This window comes from Paradesulfitobacterium ferrireducens, assembly GCF_017310645.1.
Lineage (GTDB): Bacteria > Bacillota > Desulfitobacteriia > Desulfitobacteriales > Desulfitobacteriaceae > Paradesulfitobacterium > Paradesulfitobacterium ferrireducens.
In genome coordinates this window covers 30,122-49,003 of the sequence record NZ_JAFLRH010000005.1, presented here as the reverse complement: position 1 = coordinate 49,003, position 18,882 = coordinate 30,122, and the positions used below count along the sequence as shown (strand labels likewise).

Here is an 18,882-nt window from a genome sequence, read left to right as displayed (position 1 = left end):
ATTACCTTTTGTAGATGGAGGGTTTATTTAGTGTACCCTTTTTTCTAAAAATCAACTAAATCATGGAAATCACCTTCCTATATTTTTTCGGTAAATTACTTGACTTTTACCGCAGTCTTGAGGCGAAAGGCCCGGGGATTGGCTGCCAATTTAGCCGCCTTGCTGTTCGGGTCGGATAAATCCCCGAAAAAACGTGCATCCCCCAGGCAGGTCTCCACGCAGGCCGGTTCTTCCCCCCGCTCCAGCCGGTGGAAACAAAACATGCACTTGCGCACGGTGCCAACCGGAGTTTTCCCTGGTTCCCGGGATCCCCTTGCAACACCGTATTCCGGTGCCTGCACCTGAGCATAGCCCAGCATTTCCTGGGCATAGGACTGTCCGAAGTCAAAAGAGCGGGCACCGTAAGGACACGCTGCAATACAATAGCGGCAGCCGATGCAGCGGTCATAATCGATGACCACAATGCCGTTCTCCGCTTTGTAGGTTGCCCGTACCGGACAGACCTGGCCACAGGCAGGCTTGTCACATTGCATACACGGTCGCGGCAGGTTCACCCGTTTAACATTGGGAAATTGACCGTGTTCTTCTTCAAGCACAACATTGTAGGACACTCCCGGCGGAGTTCTGTTCTCCGCTTTACAGGAAACAGTGCAAGTATCACATCCTACACATTTGGCCAGGTCAATGACCATACCCCAGTGCGGACCTTTTTTTGAGCCTTGCTCATCCGCGTTGCTCATATCCACTCCTCCTCATTGTTCTGCCAAGCCTCAGTTGTTTGCGAAATGAGACTTTATTTTTAACCGAACATTGCTTTTGCAAAACTTATGCCATTAAAAAACGGCCTTAAACCGGGCTTTTCAACACAGTTTGGCCGATTTTTCTGTCAATTTGTCTTGCTTAACCTGTTAAAATGTCATAGTTATTAATTGCTCCTACTCGCTGATTTTGTATTCCTCCAGCTTTCGGTACAAATTGCGTACACTGATACCTAAAACCTTGGCGGCCTGGGTTTTGTTCCCCTGGCAGGACGCCAGTACCCTGGCTATGTGCCGTTTTTCCAATTCGTGCAAAGGCAGGAGTTTATCCTCTTCATCAGTTTCAAACGGATTGCGTGACGGAATCAGGAGATCCCGCACTTGGATTTCCCTCCCCTGGGCCAAAATGATCCCCCGCTCAATCATGTGCGAAAGTTCGCGCACATTGCCGGGAAAACTATACCGGCTCAGAGCTTTCAATCCTTCCGCCGAAATTGAAACATCCTGTCCCCGTCCATGCAGGGCCAGGAAATGTTCAACCAGCAGGGGGATATCTTCTTTACGCTCCCGCAGCGGAGGCAAGGTCAGCTTCATCACATTTAAGCGAAAAAACAGATCTTCCCGGAATTTGCCCTTGGACACTTCCTGCTCCAAAATCCGGTTGGTTGCAGCAACTACCCGGACATTCACCTGGCGCAAGCGGGAATCCCCGACCCGCCGGAATTCCTGGCTCTCCAAGAAACGCAGCAGCTTAACCTGAATGTTGAGCGGCATCTCCCCAATCTCATCCAGGAACAGGGTTCCCTGATCGGCCACTTCGACCAAACCCTTTTTCTCCGTGACTGCTCCGGTGAAGGCTCCCTTAAGATGGCCAAACAGTTCCGACTCCAGCAGATTTTCCGGCAGAGCGCCGACATTGACCGCAATAAACGGCTGTTCCGCCCTGCTGCTCCAAAAGTGCAGGGCTTTGGCAATCAATTCCTTGCCGGTACCGCTCTCCCCTTCAATGCGAACCGGTATATTACTGTCGGCCAAACGAAGCGTCAAATCCAGGATATTCTTAATGCCCGGGCTTTGGCCAATGATGGAGAATTTGTTCGTACCCGCAAGAAGGGCTTGCTTTAAGCCGGTGTTCGTTTCTTTAAGTTTTTTCTTTTCCAGCGACTTGGCTGCAATGACGTCCAGTTCGGACAATGCATAGGGTTTACGCAGATAATCATACGCGCCCAGTTTCATTGTCTCAATGGCAGTTTCCACAGTGCCATGCCCGGTCAGCATGATGACTTCCATGTCCGGGTTAATTTCTTTGCTCAGACGCAACAGTTCCACGCCGTCCATTCCCGGCAACTTAATGTCATAAATTCCTAAATCAAAAGACTCTGTCCTGAGAAGCCGGGCAGCCGTTTCCGATGATGTCAGCCCTACGACATTGCACCCCTTGCGCTGGAAACGCCCTGTCAATAATTCGAGCAAATCAGTTTCATCATCGACAATTATAACATTGGAATTTCTCCACTCTGTCATCAAACGCTTCCTCCCTTAAGAACAGGCAGGGTTATGGTCACTTCCGTCCCCAGACCCTTCCTGCTTTCCAAACAGATCGCCCCACCCATACGGGAGATAATGCCATAACAAATAGAAAGCCCCAGCCCCGTTCCTTTTCCAATTTCTTTCGTGGTAAAGAAGGGATCGAAAACTTTGGGAATATGCTTTTCTTCAATCCCTTCTCCGTTATCCGCAACACGGATGACCACCTGGGCGTTGTCCCGGTGTGCATGGACTGTGATAGAGCCTCCAATGGATACGGCATCAAGGGAATTGTTCAAAAGATTAACCAGGACCTGCATTAATTGCAAAGCGTCCCCCATAACCTTAGGCAGGTCATCCGGCCAATCTTTACTCAGACTAACTCCTTTTTTGCTAAATGAATGCTTAAAAAGGGCCAGACTTTCCTCTAAAACCGCAGCAACATCGATCCATTCCTCCCTCCATTCCGACTTGCGGGAGAAATTCAGCAAACTCTGGGTGATCTGTTTGGAGCGGGCAATGTTTTCCCTTATTACGCGCAAATACCGTGTGATTTCTCCTGAAGCAGCCAATTCTTCCTGTTCCGTCTGCAATCGTTCCTCCAAGTCTTCAGCGTAAACCTGAATGGTAGCCAACGGGTTGTTGATCTCGTGGGCAAACCCGGAAGCCATTAACCCTAAAGCGGAAAGTTTGTCTGCCTGCATGACCATTTCTTCCATCCTGCGCTGTTCCGTGATATCTTCGACCACAAGCAAATACTGGGGGTCATCCTCACGCACATGTTCCAGCCGGTAAATGCGATGGCGGAAGAGGCGCTGCTCCCCGTTCTGCGTCAAAGCGGTAATTAAATCCTCACCGGACGGCATCTCCGCATTGTTTAATAACGGACAATCAGCGCACGGGGCACCCAAGCCTGCCAACACTTGATAACAAGCAGTCTCAGGGCGGTGCAAACCCGGCCTGACCCAATTGTCCAAGACCGGGTTCATCCAGGCAACCCGGTGATCGCGGTAGATTAGAGCCAATCCGGCACCAATCCCGTGCACAATGGTGTCGAGGCGCTCCTTTTCCTGCAGAAGTCTCTCGGATTGCTGACTCAGTTGCACAACCATGTCATTAAACGAGCTTGCCAGATGTCCCAGCTCATCCTTCCGTCCCAAGGAAATCTCAGTGTCTGATTCTCTCCTGCCAACCCTTCTTACCATCCGTTCCAAATATTCAATCGGTTTCGTAAAACTTAAGCCAAAAAAAATACTTATAAGAACTGACCCCGACGCAATTGTAACCAGAAACCAGACCAGTCTTAGCAACAGGGCGTGAATTGAGGCAAAAGCCACCGCAACCGGTTGTTCCACGATGACCGCCCAGCCCGTTCTCCGGATCTTACTGTAGACTCCGAGCACTTCCTGCCCGTTCGTGCTAAGATACCGGTTAGGGACAGGCAACTCTTCCGGATTCCCATTTTCCATAAAATGCCTTACAGTAGACAGTTGTGCCACGTCAATCTTTTCCAGCACTTTCGTAAAGTCGCTGTGAGCGATCAGCCTGCCTCGGGCATCCACCAAGAAGACATCTTCTTTGTTCCCAATATGCTTTGAACCTACCAAAGCCAGCAAGCTTCGCAACCGCACCTGAACCCCGACTCCACCCAGAAAAGTGCGCCCATCCGCCGAGTAATAAGGCACAACAATTCTGACAAAAGGAATACACGTACCCGTAAAAGTTACATTTCCGTAATATACTTGCCTGGCTTTCAATCCTTCCAGCATATCCGGTGTCCGCCACTTAAGGGCTCCGGGATCATTGACTATCTTGAACCTGTTCACTCCCTGGCGGACATTGCCGTCTGCATCCAGTACCACAGCCTCTTCAGCCATGGGTATTTCCGCCAGAATCCGGTAGAGCTGTGTCTGACCTGTCTCCTGAAGCAAAGCAGAAGTGGGAAAATAGGCGTTTCTCAGCCTGTCCTCTGTCTGACTCAATAGAGAATCTACTTCCTGAACCAGGTGCTCAGCCAGGAGCTTGTTTTGAATTTGCACGTTTTGTTCCAGATTATGCCTGGTAGAGTAAAAATAATAAAAACTGATTAAAACGACTGGTACAATGGACATCACGACTCCAAACAGGAGCACACGGACCTTGATCCGGCTCTGCCATGGAATTTCAGATTTCGGCAAGGCTTTCACTCCTTGATCGTATAAACCTTCTCCCCGTAACTCAAACCGACAGGTGACACACTCTCCCCAATGTAATCAGCAGCCTGGACATTTATCTTCAATCGAACGGAGTCTGGCGCTTCAAAAGGAATACCGGCTGCCTCTCCCTTCAACATTCTTATGACTAAGCGAGCGGCCTGATATCCTTGATCAAAATAAGAAAGGCCGTAAGATGCTGTAAACCCTGCCTCAGTCTCACTTTCATAAAGCCCCATTACTGGGATTCGTTTCTCCAGAGAAATATCACGGATTTCCCGGAACCTTGCTTCTAAAAAGTAGCTGGGCAAAACAAGTATCGATTCCCTGGCAGAAAAGGAACGGCGGTGGAAAGACTCCATATCCTGGTCATTACTTACCGGAATGGGTTCAATTGAATAGGAGTTTTGGACTGAATGACGTGCCCGCTCCAAAGCCAGCACACTGGCCCGCAAGCGCGGGTCATACAGGAGCAGAATCCGGGAGCGCTGCGGGAACAGCAAGTGCAGGAGTTCCATACGTTTCCCTGTCAACTCCACATGTCCGTTGGCTACCCCGGTTACGGGTATACCCAGTTCTTCATACCCGTTGATTAGTTGCAGATCCTTGGGGGATGTCACTCCGATCATAACGACGGGGATGGGCTTGTGTCCCGCTAATTTTTCCATCAGAGCCTCAGCCTCCACTACCCCGGTAACCACGATAACATCCGGCTGCCCCTCTAGTAGCTTAAGAGCTTCCTCGGCTAGCTTTTTGTGATTGTCTTTGGCATTAAAAATCTCAAAAGCCACCTCTTCATCCGTCAACCCTAACTCCTGCAAGCCCTTCTGCAGTCCTTGAACTTTGATCATTCTGGAATCCCCTATCGTGAGAACCCCAATTCTGGCCGGGACAGCAGCAACCCCGGAGTTTGCACATCCGGCTAAAGTTTCAGTTAACACGAAAAGCATAAGCATTAACCATAATAAACCTGAAAACTTCCTCATCGCGTTTCCGCCTCTCTGAAGTAGGCTGTGTATTTTTTATTATGGCAGGGTATATCAAAAAGGGGCGAGTCAATTCGCCCCCCTAAACTGTTTAGTGGTTAGCAGCGGAAGTAAAGCTATTTGATCAAAGCTCCGGCTATACTTGAAACCTACCTAATTCATCTCTCAATGTTCGGCTTAATCAGCAAACCATTGTTAAAGTGGTTCATGCTCCCTACAAAATCAATCATCGCCAGTAGTTCAACAAACTGTTTGTCCGTAAAGCCCGTATCCTTAAGTTGCTGCGCATATAAGTTTATGCAGAACTCACAGTTATTTAAAGTGGACACAGTAAAGGCTATAACTAGTTTTGTTATTTGATCTAAGGCATCCGAACCCATTATCGTCTCCATCTTTTGCAAGACAATTTTTAGGTATTCAGGGTGGTTAGCCATAGCCCGAAAAGGTGGTGGCACCTCTCCAAATTTTTGTTTTAGTTTGGCAAAAATATCTTTGGTTTCGGGATTGTCGTCTCCAAGCAATTGAACATTAGCCAACTTGTTCAAACCTCCTTATAACTAGTATTTACAGTTTGGAATATTAAGTTTTACATCTGGACCATCCCCTTAAATTAAAAGCATTAATATACAGTATACCCTGGGTGATTTTATTCCCGGGCTTGCTGCCAAGACTTCAGAGTTGATAAGTTAGCATAGTTATCATTAAAAGCTACAAAGCTTTGCCGAGTGTAAAGCTTATGATAAGGACACAAAGGACGATTAATGTAATGACAGTGTATAAATAATCCTTTCAGGGCAGGAATAATAATGATTCCTCCTCCCAAACCGAGTAAAGCTCCAAGAAAGCCGGCTACGAGGGAAAAAGCGAAAATCATTACACTTAAACCTGTATGCAACAGAACCCACTCCCCTTATTGTTTTTGTAAAACGAGCTCCACTTGCTTAATACCATACTGGGAGAGTGTTTGCTGTAAAGCCTCTTTCATCGTTTCCAACGTGGCTTGATCCACATCTGTTGTCAGCTTGAGCGTAATGATTCCAGTCGTATCGCGAAATTGAACCAATTCCAATGTTGTTCCCGGGGGAAATGGGTTACTGTAACCTTCTTTAGAAGCTTGGACAAGTAAAGTAATGGCAGTGATGCGGGGTGCTTTGATCGAGGTCCGGTTACGATAGGCTACTTCCACTGGCGAAAATTTACCGTCTTTTAAAAGGTAAAGGACATACTTCTCGACAGTCTCTTTGTTTTCCGCCAATTCCGGTACCAATTCAATCTTCTTTTGCTTAATCTTTTCTATGGTATTTTTAACAATGTTTGTTTCATGAAAACCTTCCAGACGATATTGCTCTCTGCCATTTTCATCGACGAAAAGCGTCGTAGGATTTGTTTTAATCCGGTAATAATTGGCTTCTTCCACCTGAATTTCTACATACACCGTTTCAAAATTCAATTCAGGAAATAAAGCAGCTACTTCTTTCAATACTGTTCCCATTGACCTTCCCATTGGACAAGCACTTAGCGTAAAAAGGACAATTTTCTTAATTAAGGAATGATTCATGTCTATTTCTCCTCTCCTACATCTGCTAAAGGAACTGTAAACCAAAAGGAATGTTCATCTTCCCGGGAAATTAAACCGACCTCCCCACGGTGTTGGTCAATAATTTCTTTGACAATAGCCAATCCGAGACCCGCTCCTCCGGTCTTGCGGTTGCGGGAGGAATCCAGACGGTAAAAACGCTCAAACACTAGGTCCGCTTTGTCATCAGGAATGGGTTGCCCCAAATTAGTCACCACGACTTTATAGACACGGTCCTCCGTTTTTCCCTCAATTTTCACCCAGCCACCCCGGTCATATTTCAGGACATTTTTCAGCAGGTTGGTGATGACCTGTTTGAGGCCCTCTTTGTTTCCTAAAACATCTGCAGCCTGAATATTAGCCTCTGCTTTGATGTCCCTGTTTCTCATTTCCAATTCAAAACTTTTAAGGGTTGATTCAAGAACATTCTCCACGGAAATTTTCTGCAGCTCGTTCTGTCCCAGCCTTTTCGATTCCCAAATATTTAATTGATGAAGTTCCTCCACCAAGCCAGTCAAATGCAGCGCTTCCTCATGCAATGAGCGGTAAAGCCCCAGATTTCCCTGAATGACGCCGGTGCTTAAAGCTTCCAGATAGCCTGTAAGATTCGTGAGAGGCGTCCGTAGTTCATGAGCTATGTCGCTCACCATTTTTTTCCGGAGTTCCTCTGTTTGCTGTAACTTGGAGGATAGATGATTAAAGTCAGAGATAAGGCGGCCAATTTCATCTTCGGACGAAATTTCCCGGCAAGGCTGAAACTCCCCTCTGGCCATCTTTTGAGCCGAAGTTCCCAAGTGCTGCAACGGCAAGATCAGCTTCCTTACCAGGAAATAGTAAAGAATACCGGCCACGCTCACCGCCAGAATACTTGCTCGTATTAGATAAAATTGCATGGTCCGGTCAAACAAATTGCTCGATGCTCCGCCAATAACCTGATATTGCTTGGCAAGCAAACAGGCGAAATCTTTGACGGAAACACCTGCCAGCCAAATCACAATCGCAATAATCAGTAGATTAATCAGAATTAATTTTGCCAAAATACTTCTTCGCCAAAAAAACCAGTTTTTAGAAGGCGACAAAGCGATACCCCATTCCCCTGACCGTTTCAATAATTTCACTCTCACCGTCATATTTAAGCTTTTCCCTCAGTTTGCCGATATGCACGTCAACCGTTCTTTCCGTAACAATTTTTTCCTGATTCGGATAAAGTTCTTCTACAATCTGTTCCCTGGTCAAGATCTGGTTGGGATGCCTCATGAGAAAATACAGCAAACGATATTCATGGTGCGTCAAAACAATAGATTCTCCCTTGTAATGAATTTCCCCCCTTAACGGTTTCAGAGTGAGTCCCCGGTAGGTTATTTTGCTGCAGCGCTGAGCAGTCCGCCGCAAGACGGCCTCGACTCTGGTGACCAATTCCTGAGGGCTGAACGGTTTGGTGACATAATCATCCGCACCCATTCTTAATCCCTGAATACGTTCAGTCTCTTCTACTTTGGCTGTCAGCATAATGATCGGCACATTGCTTTTCAAATCCGTCCGGATCGTTGTACAGACTTCTTCACCGCTCACTCCGGGCAGCATTAAATCCAAAATCACCAAACAGGGGTCAAATTGTTTAAACTTTTCTAAAGCGTCTTCCCCGTCTTCCGCTTCCAAGGCCTCGTACCCTTCCCTTTCCAGATACACCTTAACAAGCTGGCGGATTTTAGCATCGTCTTCGACAATTAAAACAGACTTCCCCTTAGTGTTCATGAACATACCTCCATCCGCTCTGTGATAAACGCCGACCCATTCCATCCGAGCTCCGTTACCCCGTTAAACAGTAGCCTTATTTTATGCTGCCCACCATCTTTTCCATCGAATCGTAGGTCATGGGTCCCACGATTTTCTCTCGAATCACACCCTGAGTATCAATAATGAAACTGGCAGGAATAGACGATACTTTGTAAAGCCGGGCTACATCGCTGTTTTCGTCCAGAAGTACAGGGAAAGTAATACCATACGCTTCTATAAACGCCGGAACATCCGCCCGGCTCTTTTCCGCTTTGGTCAGGTTGACGGCCAGGATTTCAATCCCCTCGTTTTTATTTTTGGTATAAAACTTTTCCATTTCCGGCATCTCCAGGCGACAGGGCGGACACCAGGTTGCCCAGAAGTTGACAATCACCTTTTTCCCTCTGAGGCTGGAAAGCTTCATTGCCTTCCCGTCTACAGTGCGCAGTTCAAAATCCGGCGCCAGATTCCCTTTTTCCAGACCGACCGTCGCCTGCTGCCCTTGATCCGTATTCGTTGACACTCCGGCTGAATTGGGCGTCGCATCAGGGCTCTTACTCTTGCTCCCCCCCACATCATACAACCCCCAAATCACCAGTCCGATTAAAGCAACAACCGCTAAATATTTTTTCACTGCTAAATCTTCCCTTCTAATACGTAAAATAGGTAAAACCGGCTAGCCAAGCGCTTAGCTTCTGCAACTGGCCTGTGTACAACAATAAGCCCATGCCAATGAGAATCCAGCCGTTGATTAAGGAGAGCATGCCCAAACTTCGATTAATTTTCCTCACAACGCGCAAAGAATACGTAATAATCAGGGAAATTGCCAGAAACGGGATGCCTAAACCCAATGAATAAACGAAAAGCATAAGTATCCCACTATAAACCGTATTTGCAGATCCGGCCAGCAGGAGAATTGAAGACAGTGCCAAACCGACACAAGGTGTCCAGCCGGCCCCAAAGGACATGCCCAGAAGGAGGGATCGCCAAATATTCTTTTCCCCTGTTAGTTTAGCTTCCCAACGTTTTTCCATCATAAGAAAACGCAGTTTTAGGATTCCAGCCATCTGCAAACCAAAGACAATGATCAAAAGCCCGCTTATTTTTTGGACAATATCCCGGTTATGGGTGAAAATCTGTCCCAGTACGCTGGCCGATGCCCCCATCAGCACAAAGATTAAACTAAAACCCATAATAAAACTGAGAGAACGAGCCAGCAACAATCGTTTGGAAACCTCCACCCTATTGTTTCCAAGCGTTGAACCGGTAAGATTGGCAACATAAGCCGGAATTAAGGGAAATACACACGGCGACAAAAACGATAACATCCCTGCCGTAAAGGCAAATAGAACTGAAACATTCTCCACCGAACTTCCCCCTATGCATTTTTGTTCAGTCTTTTTTTCCCCGCAACCCAATCTATTCCAAGACAAAGTGCGGCCAGGCTTAAATAGAGAATTTGCTCTTGGGAAAACCCCCACCAATCATTCTGTTTGAGCGGGTTCAAAAACAAAATAAACACTTGACCCAAGCTAAACCACAATAAAACTAGATTCAAGACAGACGGCTTGCCGATTTCTTTGCTTCTCCGAAAAATCAGCAGGAGAATAAGCAAGGCGATGATAATTTTACTCCCATCAACCCAAACCATTTGTTTATCCCAAACCAAGTCAATCATATAGTACACTACGGTGGCAGCCAAAAAACCTGCAGCTAATAAATCCCCATAAACCCAAACTGAAACTTGGTCCTTTTGCGCACGACGGTAAAAATAAAAGATTGCAGCTACCGCGGCCAACCAGATCCCACGCTCGCCACCCGAGAAATAGAGTAAAGTCAAAGGATTGATAACAACACTTACCGGATCAAAAAGAATCAAGCTAAATTTCCATACCATAAAGGCGATAAGTAAGCTGTTTTCGATCGTCTCGATCATCCGTTGATCTGGATATCCAGCTGTCTTCAAACGATATTTTATAACAAAATAACCCACTAAAGCGGAAAGAATAATAACCAACCATTGCGTCTTGAGCAGAAAAGGACCAACCTGTAGGGCATCTTGCATCTTTTTCCCTCCTTTGTAGTCGTATCCTTTAGACTATAACATTCAATTTTAAAGATTCTTTAAAGATGTAAAAGAAAAGTCAAGATGAGCAGTTAATCAGCGGTCAGAAAATTTGATAAATTATTCCACTTTAAAAATGAAGGGACTCCGCGTTAAGTGCGAAGCCCGTCAGGATTCCTCCGGGTTTAACGGTTGCAGCTCACTTTTTCCTGATTACTATACTACTAACCCCATATCCAGTATCATTTGAATATCTTCCGCCACAGTACGACCGGATGTGGTTAAATAACTACCCACCAATGTAGCATTGATTCCTGCTAAATAACCCATAGACTGCAAATTTCGCAGGGCATTTTCGCGACCACCTGCGAACCGCAACATTGCTTGTGGTAAAATAAAACGGTAAATTGCTATAGTTTGTAATATTTCTAAGGGAGGCAACACCGGTTGTGTTTCCAGGGCAGTACCTGCGATGGGATTGAGAATATTTATGGGTATAGACTGCACTTCTAATTCCCTTAAAGTAAAGGCCATCTCCAAACGCTGGCCCATGGTTTCACCCATCGAAATAATCCCGCCGCTGCAAACATCCAAATCCGCAGCCTGACAAGCTTTTATGGTGTTGATGCGGTCTTGATAACTGTGCGTAGTACATATTTGTGGAAAGTAGCTTTCCGATGTTTCCACGTTATGATGGTACATGCTTACACCGGCTTCCCTTAAGCTTCGAGCCATGTTTTCAGTGATTATCCCCAGGGATGCACAAAGCTTCAGGTTGGTTTCTCGGGCCAAACGCCGGTAAATGCTTAAGACCTTAACAAAATCGCCTTCACTTATCCCCCGGCCACTGGTCACCAGGGAGAACCGCCCAGCTCCTTCCGCTTCCATCTGAAGTGCTCGTTCTATAATTGTCTCCCCATCCAACAAATCATAAACGTCCACTCCAGTCTGATGATGCGCAGACTGGGCGCAAAATTTACAGTTTTCTGAACACCGACCGGACTTGGCGTTGATAATAGAACAAAGATCCACCTTTTTGCCAGCCCGTATATCACGAATCCTGCTGGCGGCAGCAAACAAATGATACAGGTCAGACCCTGTTAATTCTTCCAACTTTCGAGCCTCTTCCCGGGTAATATCCTGACCGGCCAATACCTTTTCCTCTAAACGGTTAATTAAATCAACATTACTCATACTTATCTTGCTGCTCCCTTTCAAAACATTTTTTATAACATCTGGAAATTGCATTGCCAAATGGATGAATGACCGTTACAAAGTCTACTGTTAATTATGCATTAACATATGTTTATCACCTCATTGTAAACCTCCATATTAAGATATGTTTACAATAATTTTAAGCCAGTGTGCGCCAATTGTCTACCCATTAAAAATAATAACCTGGACAAATCATGGATCGAGCCATCAATTCTTAATTAGCCGATGCGGAATCTTAGACATTTCTTCTGTACATACTTAAAACAATTGAATTAAAAGGAGTAAGAGTTAATGGGCAACAGAAGACTGACTATTATACAAATTAATGACGTACACGGCTACTTGGATTTACATCAGGAACTTTTTTGGCAGGGAAGACAAGCCATTTTTCGGCTGGCAGGAGGGTATGCCAGGCTTGCTGCTCTGGTCAAGCAGATTCGGGCAGAAAATCCCAATGTCCTTTTTTGTGATAATGGCGACACTTTTCACGGGACTTATCCCGTTGTTCAAACCAAGGGAGAAATCTTAGTTCCGTTGTTGAATAATTTAGGGTTGGATGCTATGACCGTACATTGGGAGTTTGCCTACAGCCCCGAAGTGTTAAAAGAAAGGGCGGCAGAACTTAATTACCCCTTATTGGCAGCCAATATTTATCATCAAGAAAATGGGCAATATTTCTTGCAACCGTACATTGTAAAGAATATTAATGGATTAAAAATAGGTATCATAGGGCTTGCGTCAAATATTGTGGATAAAACAATGCCGGCCTCCTATAGTAAAGGACTAACATTTACCAATGGAAGAGATCAATTACCTGGGCTTGTGGAACATCTACGCTCACATGAACACGTAGACTTGGTTGTACTTCTTTCCCATCTTGGGTTCCCGCAGGACGTCAAACTGGTATCGGAGGTTCAAGGGATAAACATTTGCCTGAGCGGCCATACTCATAACCGTCTATATCAACCGGTGCTGCAGGGCAGCACGATTATTGTTCAATCAGGATATCATGGTTCTTTCCTTACTACTCTAGAGATTAAAGTAGACGGTCAGAAAATCGTAAATTTCCGTCATCAGTTGCATGAAGTTACTCCGGAAATTCAACCCGATCCAGTCATGGCTAAAATGGTTGAAACAGCACTAAAACCTTTTCAGGAAGAACTTTCCCAGGTTGTCGGAGCAACATCCAGTCCACTTCATCGTGGGACGTCACTTGAGTCAACGATGGATAATTTTCTTTTGCAAAGCCTTCTTGAAACTACCGGAGCCCAAATTGCGTTTTCCAATGGCTGGCGTTACGGTACACCGATTATACCTGGACCGATTTCTTTAAATGACCTCTACAACATTATTCCCATGAATCCTCCTGTATCCGTTGTCAGCCTTACTGGTGAAGAAATCGTTTGTATGCTGGAGGAAAACCTTGAACGTACGTTTTCTCCTGACCCATTCCAACAAATGGGAGGATACGTTAAACGTTGTCTCGGCCTTACTGCCTACATTCGTATTGAAAACCCTAACGGGAAACGCATCCAAAAATTGTTCATAGGCCAAGATGAAGTAAAGTTAGATCGGATCTACAAAGCAACTTTTGTTACAGAGCAAGGGGTTCCTCTCAAATACGGAACAAACCGTCAAAATATTGCACTCAAAAGTATCGATGCCATGCAAATGTATTTAGCACGACATCGTCCGCTGAGCGTGGAATTGCAAGGGACATTTGTACCCGTTTAGGCAATTAATGTACACCATGCCCTAGGTTAAAGATATTATCCCCGGGTTTGTTGAAAATTCATAAACCCTTCAAGGCGACGAACCTTAAATGAATCTTTACCCTGACCAAGGGTGAGATCTGCCTCAAAACGAAATTCGAGAGGGTATTGGCTTCTTGTTAGGTCAAGGCAACAGGGAAAAGAGAAGAAAAACTGACCAATTGGCGGCTCCTTAAGGCGGGGCAAAATTTGTATATTCTTACTCACATTTCTTTTCAAGCCCAAAAATCTCAAACATCCGCCTAACACCATCATGTGGTAAGCGGAGGATTCGCTTACCTTTATAATCCGATCACAGGTAGTAGATGCCAAGTGTTTTTAGTTAAGATCGGTCAAGATAAAGCAAGAAAATCCATGGGAAAATGGACAATTAAGGACTAAAATACGAGTACTAATAACAAATATATCCATTACCACTGATCACAGCCTGGTAGTGGATCGTTTTCTTAGTCTAAAAAAACGTTTAGAAAAAGGAGGAAAAGAGATGCTCGTCGTAGGGGAACTTATTAATGCCAGCCGGAAGCCCATTGCCGAAGCCATTCGTGCTCAAGATGCAGAAACGATTAAAAAGGTAGCTTTGGAACAGCGCGAAGTTGGGGCTCATTTCATCGATGTTAATGCCGGTATCTTTGTAGGTAAGGAAGCAGAATATCTCCAATGGTTAGTCAAAAACGTTCAGGAGGCCACCAAGGATGCACCTTGCTGTCTTGATAGCCCGGATCCCGAGGCTATTCAGGCTGCCCTGTCGGTACACAAAGGCATAGCAATGATCAATTCCATTTCCTTGGAAAAAAGCCGCTACGATGCGTTACTTCCAGTCATTGCCGGAACCGATCTCAAAGTGATTGCGCTCTGTATGAGTGATGAAGGCATGCCTGAGACCACAGAACAGAGACTCAAAATTGCCGACCGACTAATCAATGGGTTAGTTCAGAACAATGTCCAACCTGATAATATTTATGTCGATCCGCTCGTACAACCTGTGGCAACCAACAAAGACTTTGGCATTGAATTCCTTAATGCGGTCGAAGCGATTAGCAAAGAATTTAAAGGCGTTCACACCATGTGTGGCTTGTCCAACATATCCTATGGTTTACCGAACCGTAAGTTTATTAACCAAACGTTTGCCATAATGGCTATTGCCAAGGGCCTGGATGGCTTAATCATCAACCCGTTGGATAAACGCATGATGGCTAGCCTCATCACAGCTGAAACTCTTATAGGGCGTGACGAGTTTTGCGCCAATTACCTTAACGCCTATCGTGCGCAAAAGTTTGAGTTCTAAATTACCGTTTCCTCCCCTTCTCAGAATGAGTAGGGGAAATCTTTTTTGGGGTTCTATTGAAAAAATTCATAAGGTTTTTTGGGAAAGAAGAAAGGAGAAGGAATCATGGCAGAATCCCTTTGTGAAGTGACCTTCCTGCCACAAGGGACAAGTATAAAGGTACCCAAAAATACAACCATCCAGGCAGCGGCAGTCCTCCATAACTTATCTTTGGAGAGCTTATGTAACGGAAGAGGGATTTGCCGCAAGTGTTTGGTTAAAGTATCAGGCATGGTCAGTGAACCCACTGCCCAAGAAATAGAACGACTAGGTTCAAGAGAATCTGCAGGCTGGAGGCTGGCTTGCCAAGCCCAAATCTTGGGTAAAGTCGAGGTTACCTTACTTCAGGAAGATGTATTCTATACCGTTCAGAACGGCCAGGCTCGGGAATACAAATTTGATCCCATAATTCTGGAATCTTCTGGCTCATTTGAAGACGTATACGGTATAGCCATTGATATTGGGACGACCAGTATTGTAGCTTCTCTGATCAATCTAAAATCCGATGGGAAAGAGCTAATAACGACATCATGCCTGAATCCCCAGACAAAATTCGGGGGTGACGTAATTACGCGCATCACTTTTGCCCATGAAAGTGCGGAAAACACCCAGAAATTAAAACAATCCGTACTGAGTGGCATTAATCAGCTGATTGAGAGAATGTGTAGCCAAAAGAATATTCAGCCGAACAAAATCCGTCACGCCATGATTGCCGCGAATACAACGATGCTGCACTTACTCGTGGGACTCGATCCCATTTCTCTTGCCACAGCACCTTATACCCCTATTTTTGTCGATTACCGGGAACAAACAGCCTCAGAGCTTGGAATTAATATCGCCCCGGATGCGATCATCAGCTTGCTCCCTTCCCTTTCTGCCTTTATCGGGGCTGATATTCTTGCCGGTCTGGTGGCCATTGATTTTCAAAAAGTTACCGTCCCCTCACTTTTTATTGATATTGGCACAAATGGAGAAATCGTGGCCAATGTAAACGGCAAGCTGGTCGCCACGTCTTCTGCTGCCGGACCGGCTCTGGAAGGCATGAATATTCAATGTGGCTGCCGCGCCGAAGACGGTGCAATATCCGGTGTCCGCCTAACAGAAAACGGCATCGTCGAGATCGAGACAATTGGCTCTGCTAAAATCAAAGGGATATGTGGCAGCGGGCTGGTGGAATTAGTCGCCGAATTGGTGAAGGCCAAAATTATCAGTCCAAGCGGAAAGTTTACTAACCCAGCAGATTTACCCGATTTTTTCGCCCAGCATCTTATCCCCTATGATGAACAGCAGGCATTTGTCGTTCACCCTGAATCCAATACGCTGCTGACCCAAAAAGACGTGCGTCAAGTCCAGCTCGCTAAGGCTGCCATAGCTGCCGCCATCGAGATCCTTTTTAAACGGCTGGGCGTGGACCTTGGTGCTATGGAACAAGTCTATATTGCCGGTGCCTTTGGTTATCATTTAAAGCCGGAAGCTTTAAAAACAATAGGCCTCTTACCCCAAGGGGTAAATGCCGAAATTCAGTTTGTCGGAAATACGGCCAAAGAGGGAGCCCGGCTTTGCCTTTGCAGTAAAGAGGCTTTACAGGAAATACGAACCCTGCAAAAAACGTTAATTCCTTTAGAACTTTCTTATGCGCCAGAATTTATGAACCATTATGTGAACCACATGAATTTCCCAGCTTTTGCATAATGCCAAAACTAAAACCACTGGGGGAAGCGGATTCACCGGCCCGATGGTGGTTTTTAGTTTCACTGGAAAATAGCCTTTAGTTCTTCTGTCTTCAAATTCGTGCCTATAAAGCTGACTGCTCCGGAGGAACCCTCCGTTAATTCCGTGATATCATACTGACCGTCAACGTAATTGAATTTTAGCAAGGTATTTCCTGCTGGAATAATCCCCTTTCCTCTTAATATATGGCCATACACCCCGTTTTTGCACGTTTCAAGAATGTATTTCAACTGTTCCAATTCAAACATCCTTGATGTGCGCAGGCCCAGCGATTCAAAATCGTGACCAGATAGAGAGGGGATTGGATGGAAAAATGGTTCTGGACTTTTGTTCAAGACAATTAAAATATCTTGATGCGTTAACCCTTCCCAATTCTTGGTTATGATTGAGGCGGAAGGGTTGATCCGCCTCAACTCTTCGGCAATCTTCCTAACTTCTTCATCATCGATAAACTGTGATTTACTGACCACTAAAGAAGTGGCCCTTTCAATTTGGTTTATAAACAAGCCTGAATAGCTATTGACATGCTTGAAGAAATTCAAAGCATCGACAACCGTTGTGACCGAGTTTATACAACACCTCTGGGAAATCTGCAAGTCCTTAAAAAGCTCAAATATCTCGCCTAACACAAATATGCCGGACGGTTCAAAAATGATGCGATCGACCTTTTGCTTCAAGATTTCCCTCAGCGTGAGTTGAAAATCTTCCTTCAGTGTACAACAAACACAGCCATTGGATAGTTCATAGACTTGAAAACCGGCCACGCTTAAAACTTCACTATCGATACTTATATCTCCATATTCGTTTTCGATAATGGCAACCTTCTCATCCCTCAAGGATTTAAGAATCTGACGAATCAGAGTGGTCTTGCCCGCTCCCAAAAAACCAGAGAATATGTCAAATCTAATCATAACCCCCGTCCTCCTGTGATCCTCTACCCATTTTCCCCCTGTAGTTAGCTTACCTGTAACTCATGACGTTGACTATGGATTATTCTGTACTTCCTTGGATTCTTTTGCACTTCCTGAGATCTTGTAAATTCCTATTTTGCTCTAGAAATGCAGGACAAGCTGGTATGGGGTTAAAAACACGAAGTTAAGATTAATCAAGATAAGACAAGAAAATCCATACGATGAACGGACCTTACGCACTAGAATATAACAAAAGGCACTTTTAACTAAATATACAAAAAATGTAATACTTCAAAGGGAGTGAGGCTTGGAAGCAAAACCAGATGAGAACCCTTTTGTATCCCTTTACGAAAAGGTACAGTGCATGAGAGAAATTGAATAATAAGTTGAGGAGGTAAAAAATGAGTAACTTTGAAGAACTGAGTAAAGCAGTTATTGCTGGGCAAGAGCAGAAGGTTAAAGAATTGACACAGCTGTCCATTAATGAAGGAGTAGACCCGCTTTCCATTATTAACGACGGTCTTATTCAAGGCATGAATGTCGTGGGTCAGCGTTTTAAAGTCGGAGATATGTTTGTCCCTGAGGTATTAATGTCGGCTCGCGCGATGAGTGCTGGCGTAGCAATGGTTAAACCCCTTTTATTAGACGGTCAGATGACCAGTAAGGGAACAGTCGTTATTGGAACAGTGAAAGGCGATTTGCATGATATCGGCAAGAACCTGGTGGGGATGATGCTTGAGAGCTCAGGTTATCAGGTCATCGATATGGGAGTAGATACAGCTTCGGAGGAGTTTATAGCTGCAGTTAAGGAAAACAAGGCACAGGTATTAGGTCTTTCAGCTCTGCTCACGACCACTATGTTGTCCATGAAAGATACAATTGAGGCTTTGAAAGAAGAAGGGATTCGCAATGATGTGAAGGTCCTGATTGGCGGTGCTCCTATATCTCAGACGTTTGCTGATGAAATCGGTGCCGATGGTTTTGCCCCGGATGCAGCCTCTGCTACAGAGTTGGTCGGCAGACTGATAGGTTAAAATAGAAACAAAGAT

18 protein-coding genes are annotated in these 18,882 nt (G+C 45.3%); 4 read left to right on the top strand and 14 right to left on the bottom strand.

Features of this window, described 5'->3' with window-relative positions:
- Window positions 1–95: 95 nt before the first annotated feature.
- The 13 genes from J0X21_RS02330 to bioB all read right to left on the bottom strand — a co-directional run bounded on the left by J0X21_RS02330 (window position 96) and on the right by bioB (window position 12,074).
- Window positions 96–740 (bottom strand): 4Fe-4S dicluster domain-containing protein, encoded by a 645-nt coding sequence (locus tag J0X21_RS02330; protein WP_206810051.1) that lies wholly within the window; start codon window positions 738–740, stop codon window positions 96–98.
- 195 nt (window positions 741–935) lie between these two features.
- A complete protein-coding gene (locus J0X21_RS02325) occupies window positions 936–2,282 on the bottom strand; it encodes a sigma-54-dependent transcriptional regulator (RefSeq protein ID WP_206810050.1) in 1,347 nt (448 codons plus the stop codon).
- Window positions 2,282–4,462, bottom strand: a complete 2,181-nt coding sequence (locus tag J0X21_RS02320; RefSeq protein ID WP_206810049.1) for an ATP-binding protein — start codon at window positions 4,460–4,462, stop codon at window positions 2,282–2,284. Before J0X21_RS02320 ends, J0X21_RS02325 begins: the two co-directional genes overlap by 1 nt.
- A gap of 5 nt (window positions 4,463–4,467) precedes the next feature.
- Window positions 4,468–5,463 carry an ABC transporter substrate-binding protein gene (locus tag J0X21_RS02315; protein WP_206810041.1) on the bottom strand — a complete coding sequence of 332 codons (996 nt, stop codon included), beginning with the start codon at window positions 5,461–5,463 and terminating at the stop codon, window positions 4,468–4,470.
- A gap of 158 nt (window positions 5,464–5,621) precedes the next feature.
- Complete coding sequence (locus J0X21_RS02310; protein WP_206810038.1) at window positions 5,622–5,999, bottom strand: carboxymuconolactone decarboxylase family protein; 378 nt, start codon at window positions 5,997–5,999, stop codon at window positions 5,622–5,624.
- 110 nt (window positions 6,000–6,109) lie between these two features.
- Window positions 6,110–6,358, bottom strand: coding sequence for a hypothetical protein (locus J0X21_RS15585; protein WP_236006037.1), 249 nt, complete (start codon window positions 6,356–6,358; stop codon window positions 6,110–6,112).
- A 15-nt stretch (window positions 6,359–6,373) separates the two neighbouring features.
- Window positions 6,374–7,021 (bottom strand): thioredoxin family protein, encoded by a 648-nt coding sequence (locus J0X21_RS02300; protein WP_206810036.1) that lies wholly within the window; start codon window positions 7,019–7,021, stop codon window positions 6,374–6,376.
- A 2-nt stretch (window positions 7,022–7,023) separates the two neighbouring features.
- Entirely contained in the window at window positions 7,024–8,076 is a 1,053-nt protein-coding gene (locus J0X21_RS02295; protein ID WP_236006036.1) for a sensor histidine kinase, read from the bottom strand.
- Window positions 8,077–8,104: 28 nt separating this feature from the next.
- Window positions 8,105–8,794 carry a response regulator gene (locus J0X21_RS02290; protein ID WP_206810009.1) on the bottom strand — a complete coding sequence of 230 codons (690 nt, stop codon included), beginning with the start codon at window positions 8,792–8,794 and terminating at the stop codon, window positions 8,105–8,107.
- Window positions 8,795–8,870: 76 nt separating this feature from the next.
- Window positions 8,871–9,449 carry a peroxiredoxin family protein gene (locus J0X21_RS02285; protein WP_206810007.1) on the bottom strand — a complete coding sequence of 193 codons (579 nt, stop codon included), beginning with the start codon at window positions 9,447–9,449 and terminating at the stop codon, window positions 8,871–8,873.
- Between the two features lie 16 nt (window positions 9,450–9,465).
- Window positions 9,466–10,182, bottom strand: coding sequence for a cytochrome c biogenesis CcdA family protein (locus tag J0X21_RS02280; RefSeq protein ID WP_206810004.1), 717 nt, complete (start codon window positions 10,180–10,182; stop codon window positions 9,466–9,468).
- Window positions 10,183–10,193: 11 nt separating this feature from the next.
- Window positions 10,194–10,880: a hypothetical protein gene (locus J0X21_RS02275; protein ID WP_206810001.1), complete on the bottom strand. Its 687-nt coding sequence runs from the start codon at window positions 10,878–10,880 to the stop codon at window positions 10,194–10,196.
- A gap of 216 nt (window positions 10,881–11,096) precedes the next feature.
- On the bottom strand, window positions 11,097–12,074 hold the full coding sequence (bioB, locus tag J0X21_RS02270) for a biotin synthase BioB (RefSeq protein WP_206810000.1): 978 nt from the start codon (window positions 12,072–12,074) through the stop codon (window positions 11,097–11,099).
- A 312-nt stretch (window positions 12,075–12,386) separates the two neighbouring features.
- Between bioB and J0X21_RS02265 the strand changes: the two genes are divergently transcribed.
- The 3 genes from J0X21_RS02265 to J0X21_RS02255 all read left to right on the top strand — a co-directional run bounded on the left by J0X21_RS02265 (window position 12,387) and on the right by J0X21_RS02255 (window position 16,883).
- Window positions 12,387–13,829 (top strand): bifunctional metallophosphatase/5'-nucleotidase, encoded by a 1,443-nt coding sequence (locus tag J0X21_RS02265; RefSeq protein WP_206809998.1) that lies wholly within the window; start codon window positions 12,387–12,389, stop codon window positions 13,827–13,829.
- 522 nt (window positions 13,830–14,351) lie between these two features.
- On the top strand, window positions 14,352–15,152 hold the full coding sequence (locus J0X21_RS02260) for a methyltetrahydrofolate cobalamin methyltransferase (RefSeq protein WP_206809989.1): 801 nt from the start codon (window positions 14,352–14,354) through the stop codon (window positions 15,150–15,152).
- Window positions 15,153–15,257: 105 nt separating this feature from the next.
- Window positions 15,258–16,883: an ASKHA domain-containing protein gene (locus tag J0X21_RS02255; protein WP_206809987.1), complete on the top strand. Its 1,626-nt coding sequence runs from the start codon at window positions 15,258–15,260 to the stop codon at window positions 16,881–16,883.
- Window positions 16,884–16,942: 59 nt separating this feature from the next.
- Here the strand turns inward: J0X21_RS02255 and J0X21_RS02250 are convergent, their stop codons facing one another.
- Window positions 16,943–17,833 (bottom strand): CobW family GTP-binding protein, encoded by an 891-nt coding sequence (locus J0X21_RS02250; RefSeq protein WP_206809978.1) that lies wholly within the window; start codon window positions 17,831–17,833, stop codon window positions 16,943–16,945.
- A gap of 401 nt (window positions 17,834–18,234) precedes the next feature.
- On the opposite strand from J0X21_RS02250, the gene J0X21_RS02245 reads away from it, so the two are divergent.
- The gene (locus J0X21_RS02245) at window positions 18,235–18,867 is read left to right on the top strand and encodes a cobalamin B12-binding domain-containing protein (RefSeq protein WP_206809975.1); all 633 of its coding nucleotides are present in this window, start codon (window positions 18,235–18,237) and stop codon (window positions 18,865–18,867) included.
- The last annotated feature ends 15 nt before the right edge of the window (window positions 18,868–18,882 follow it).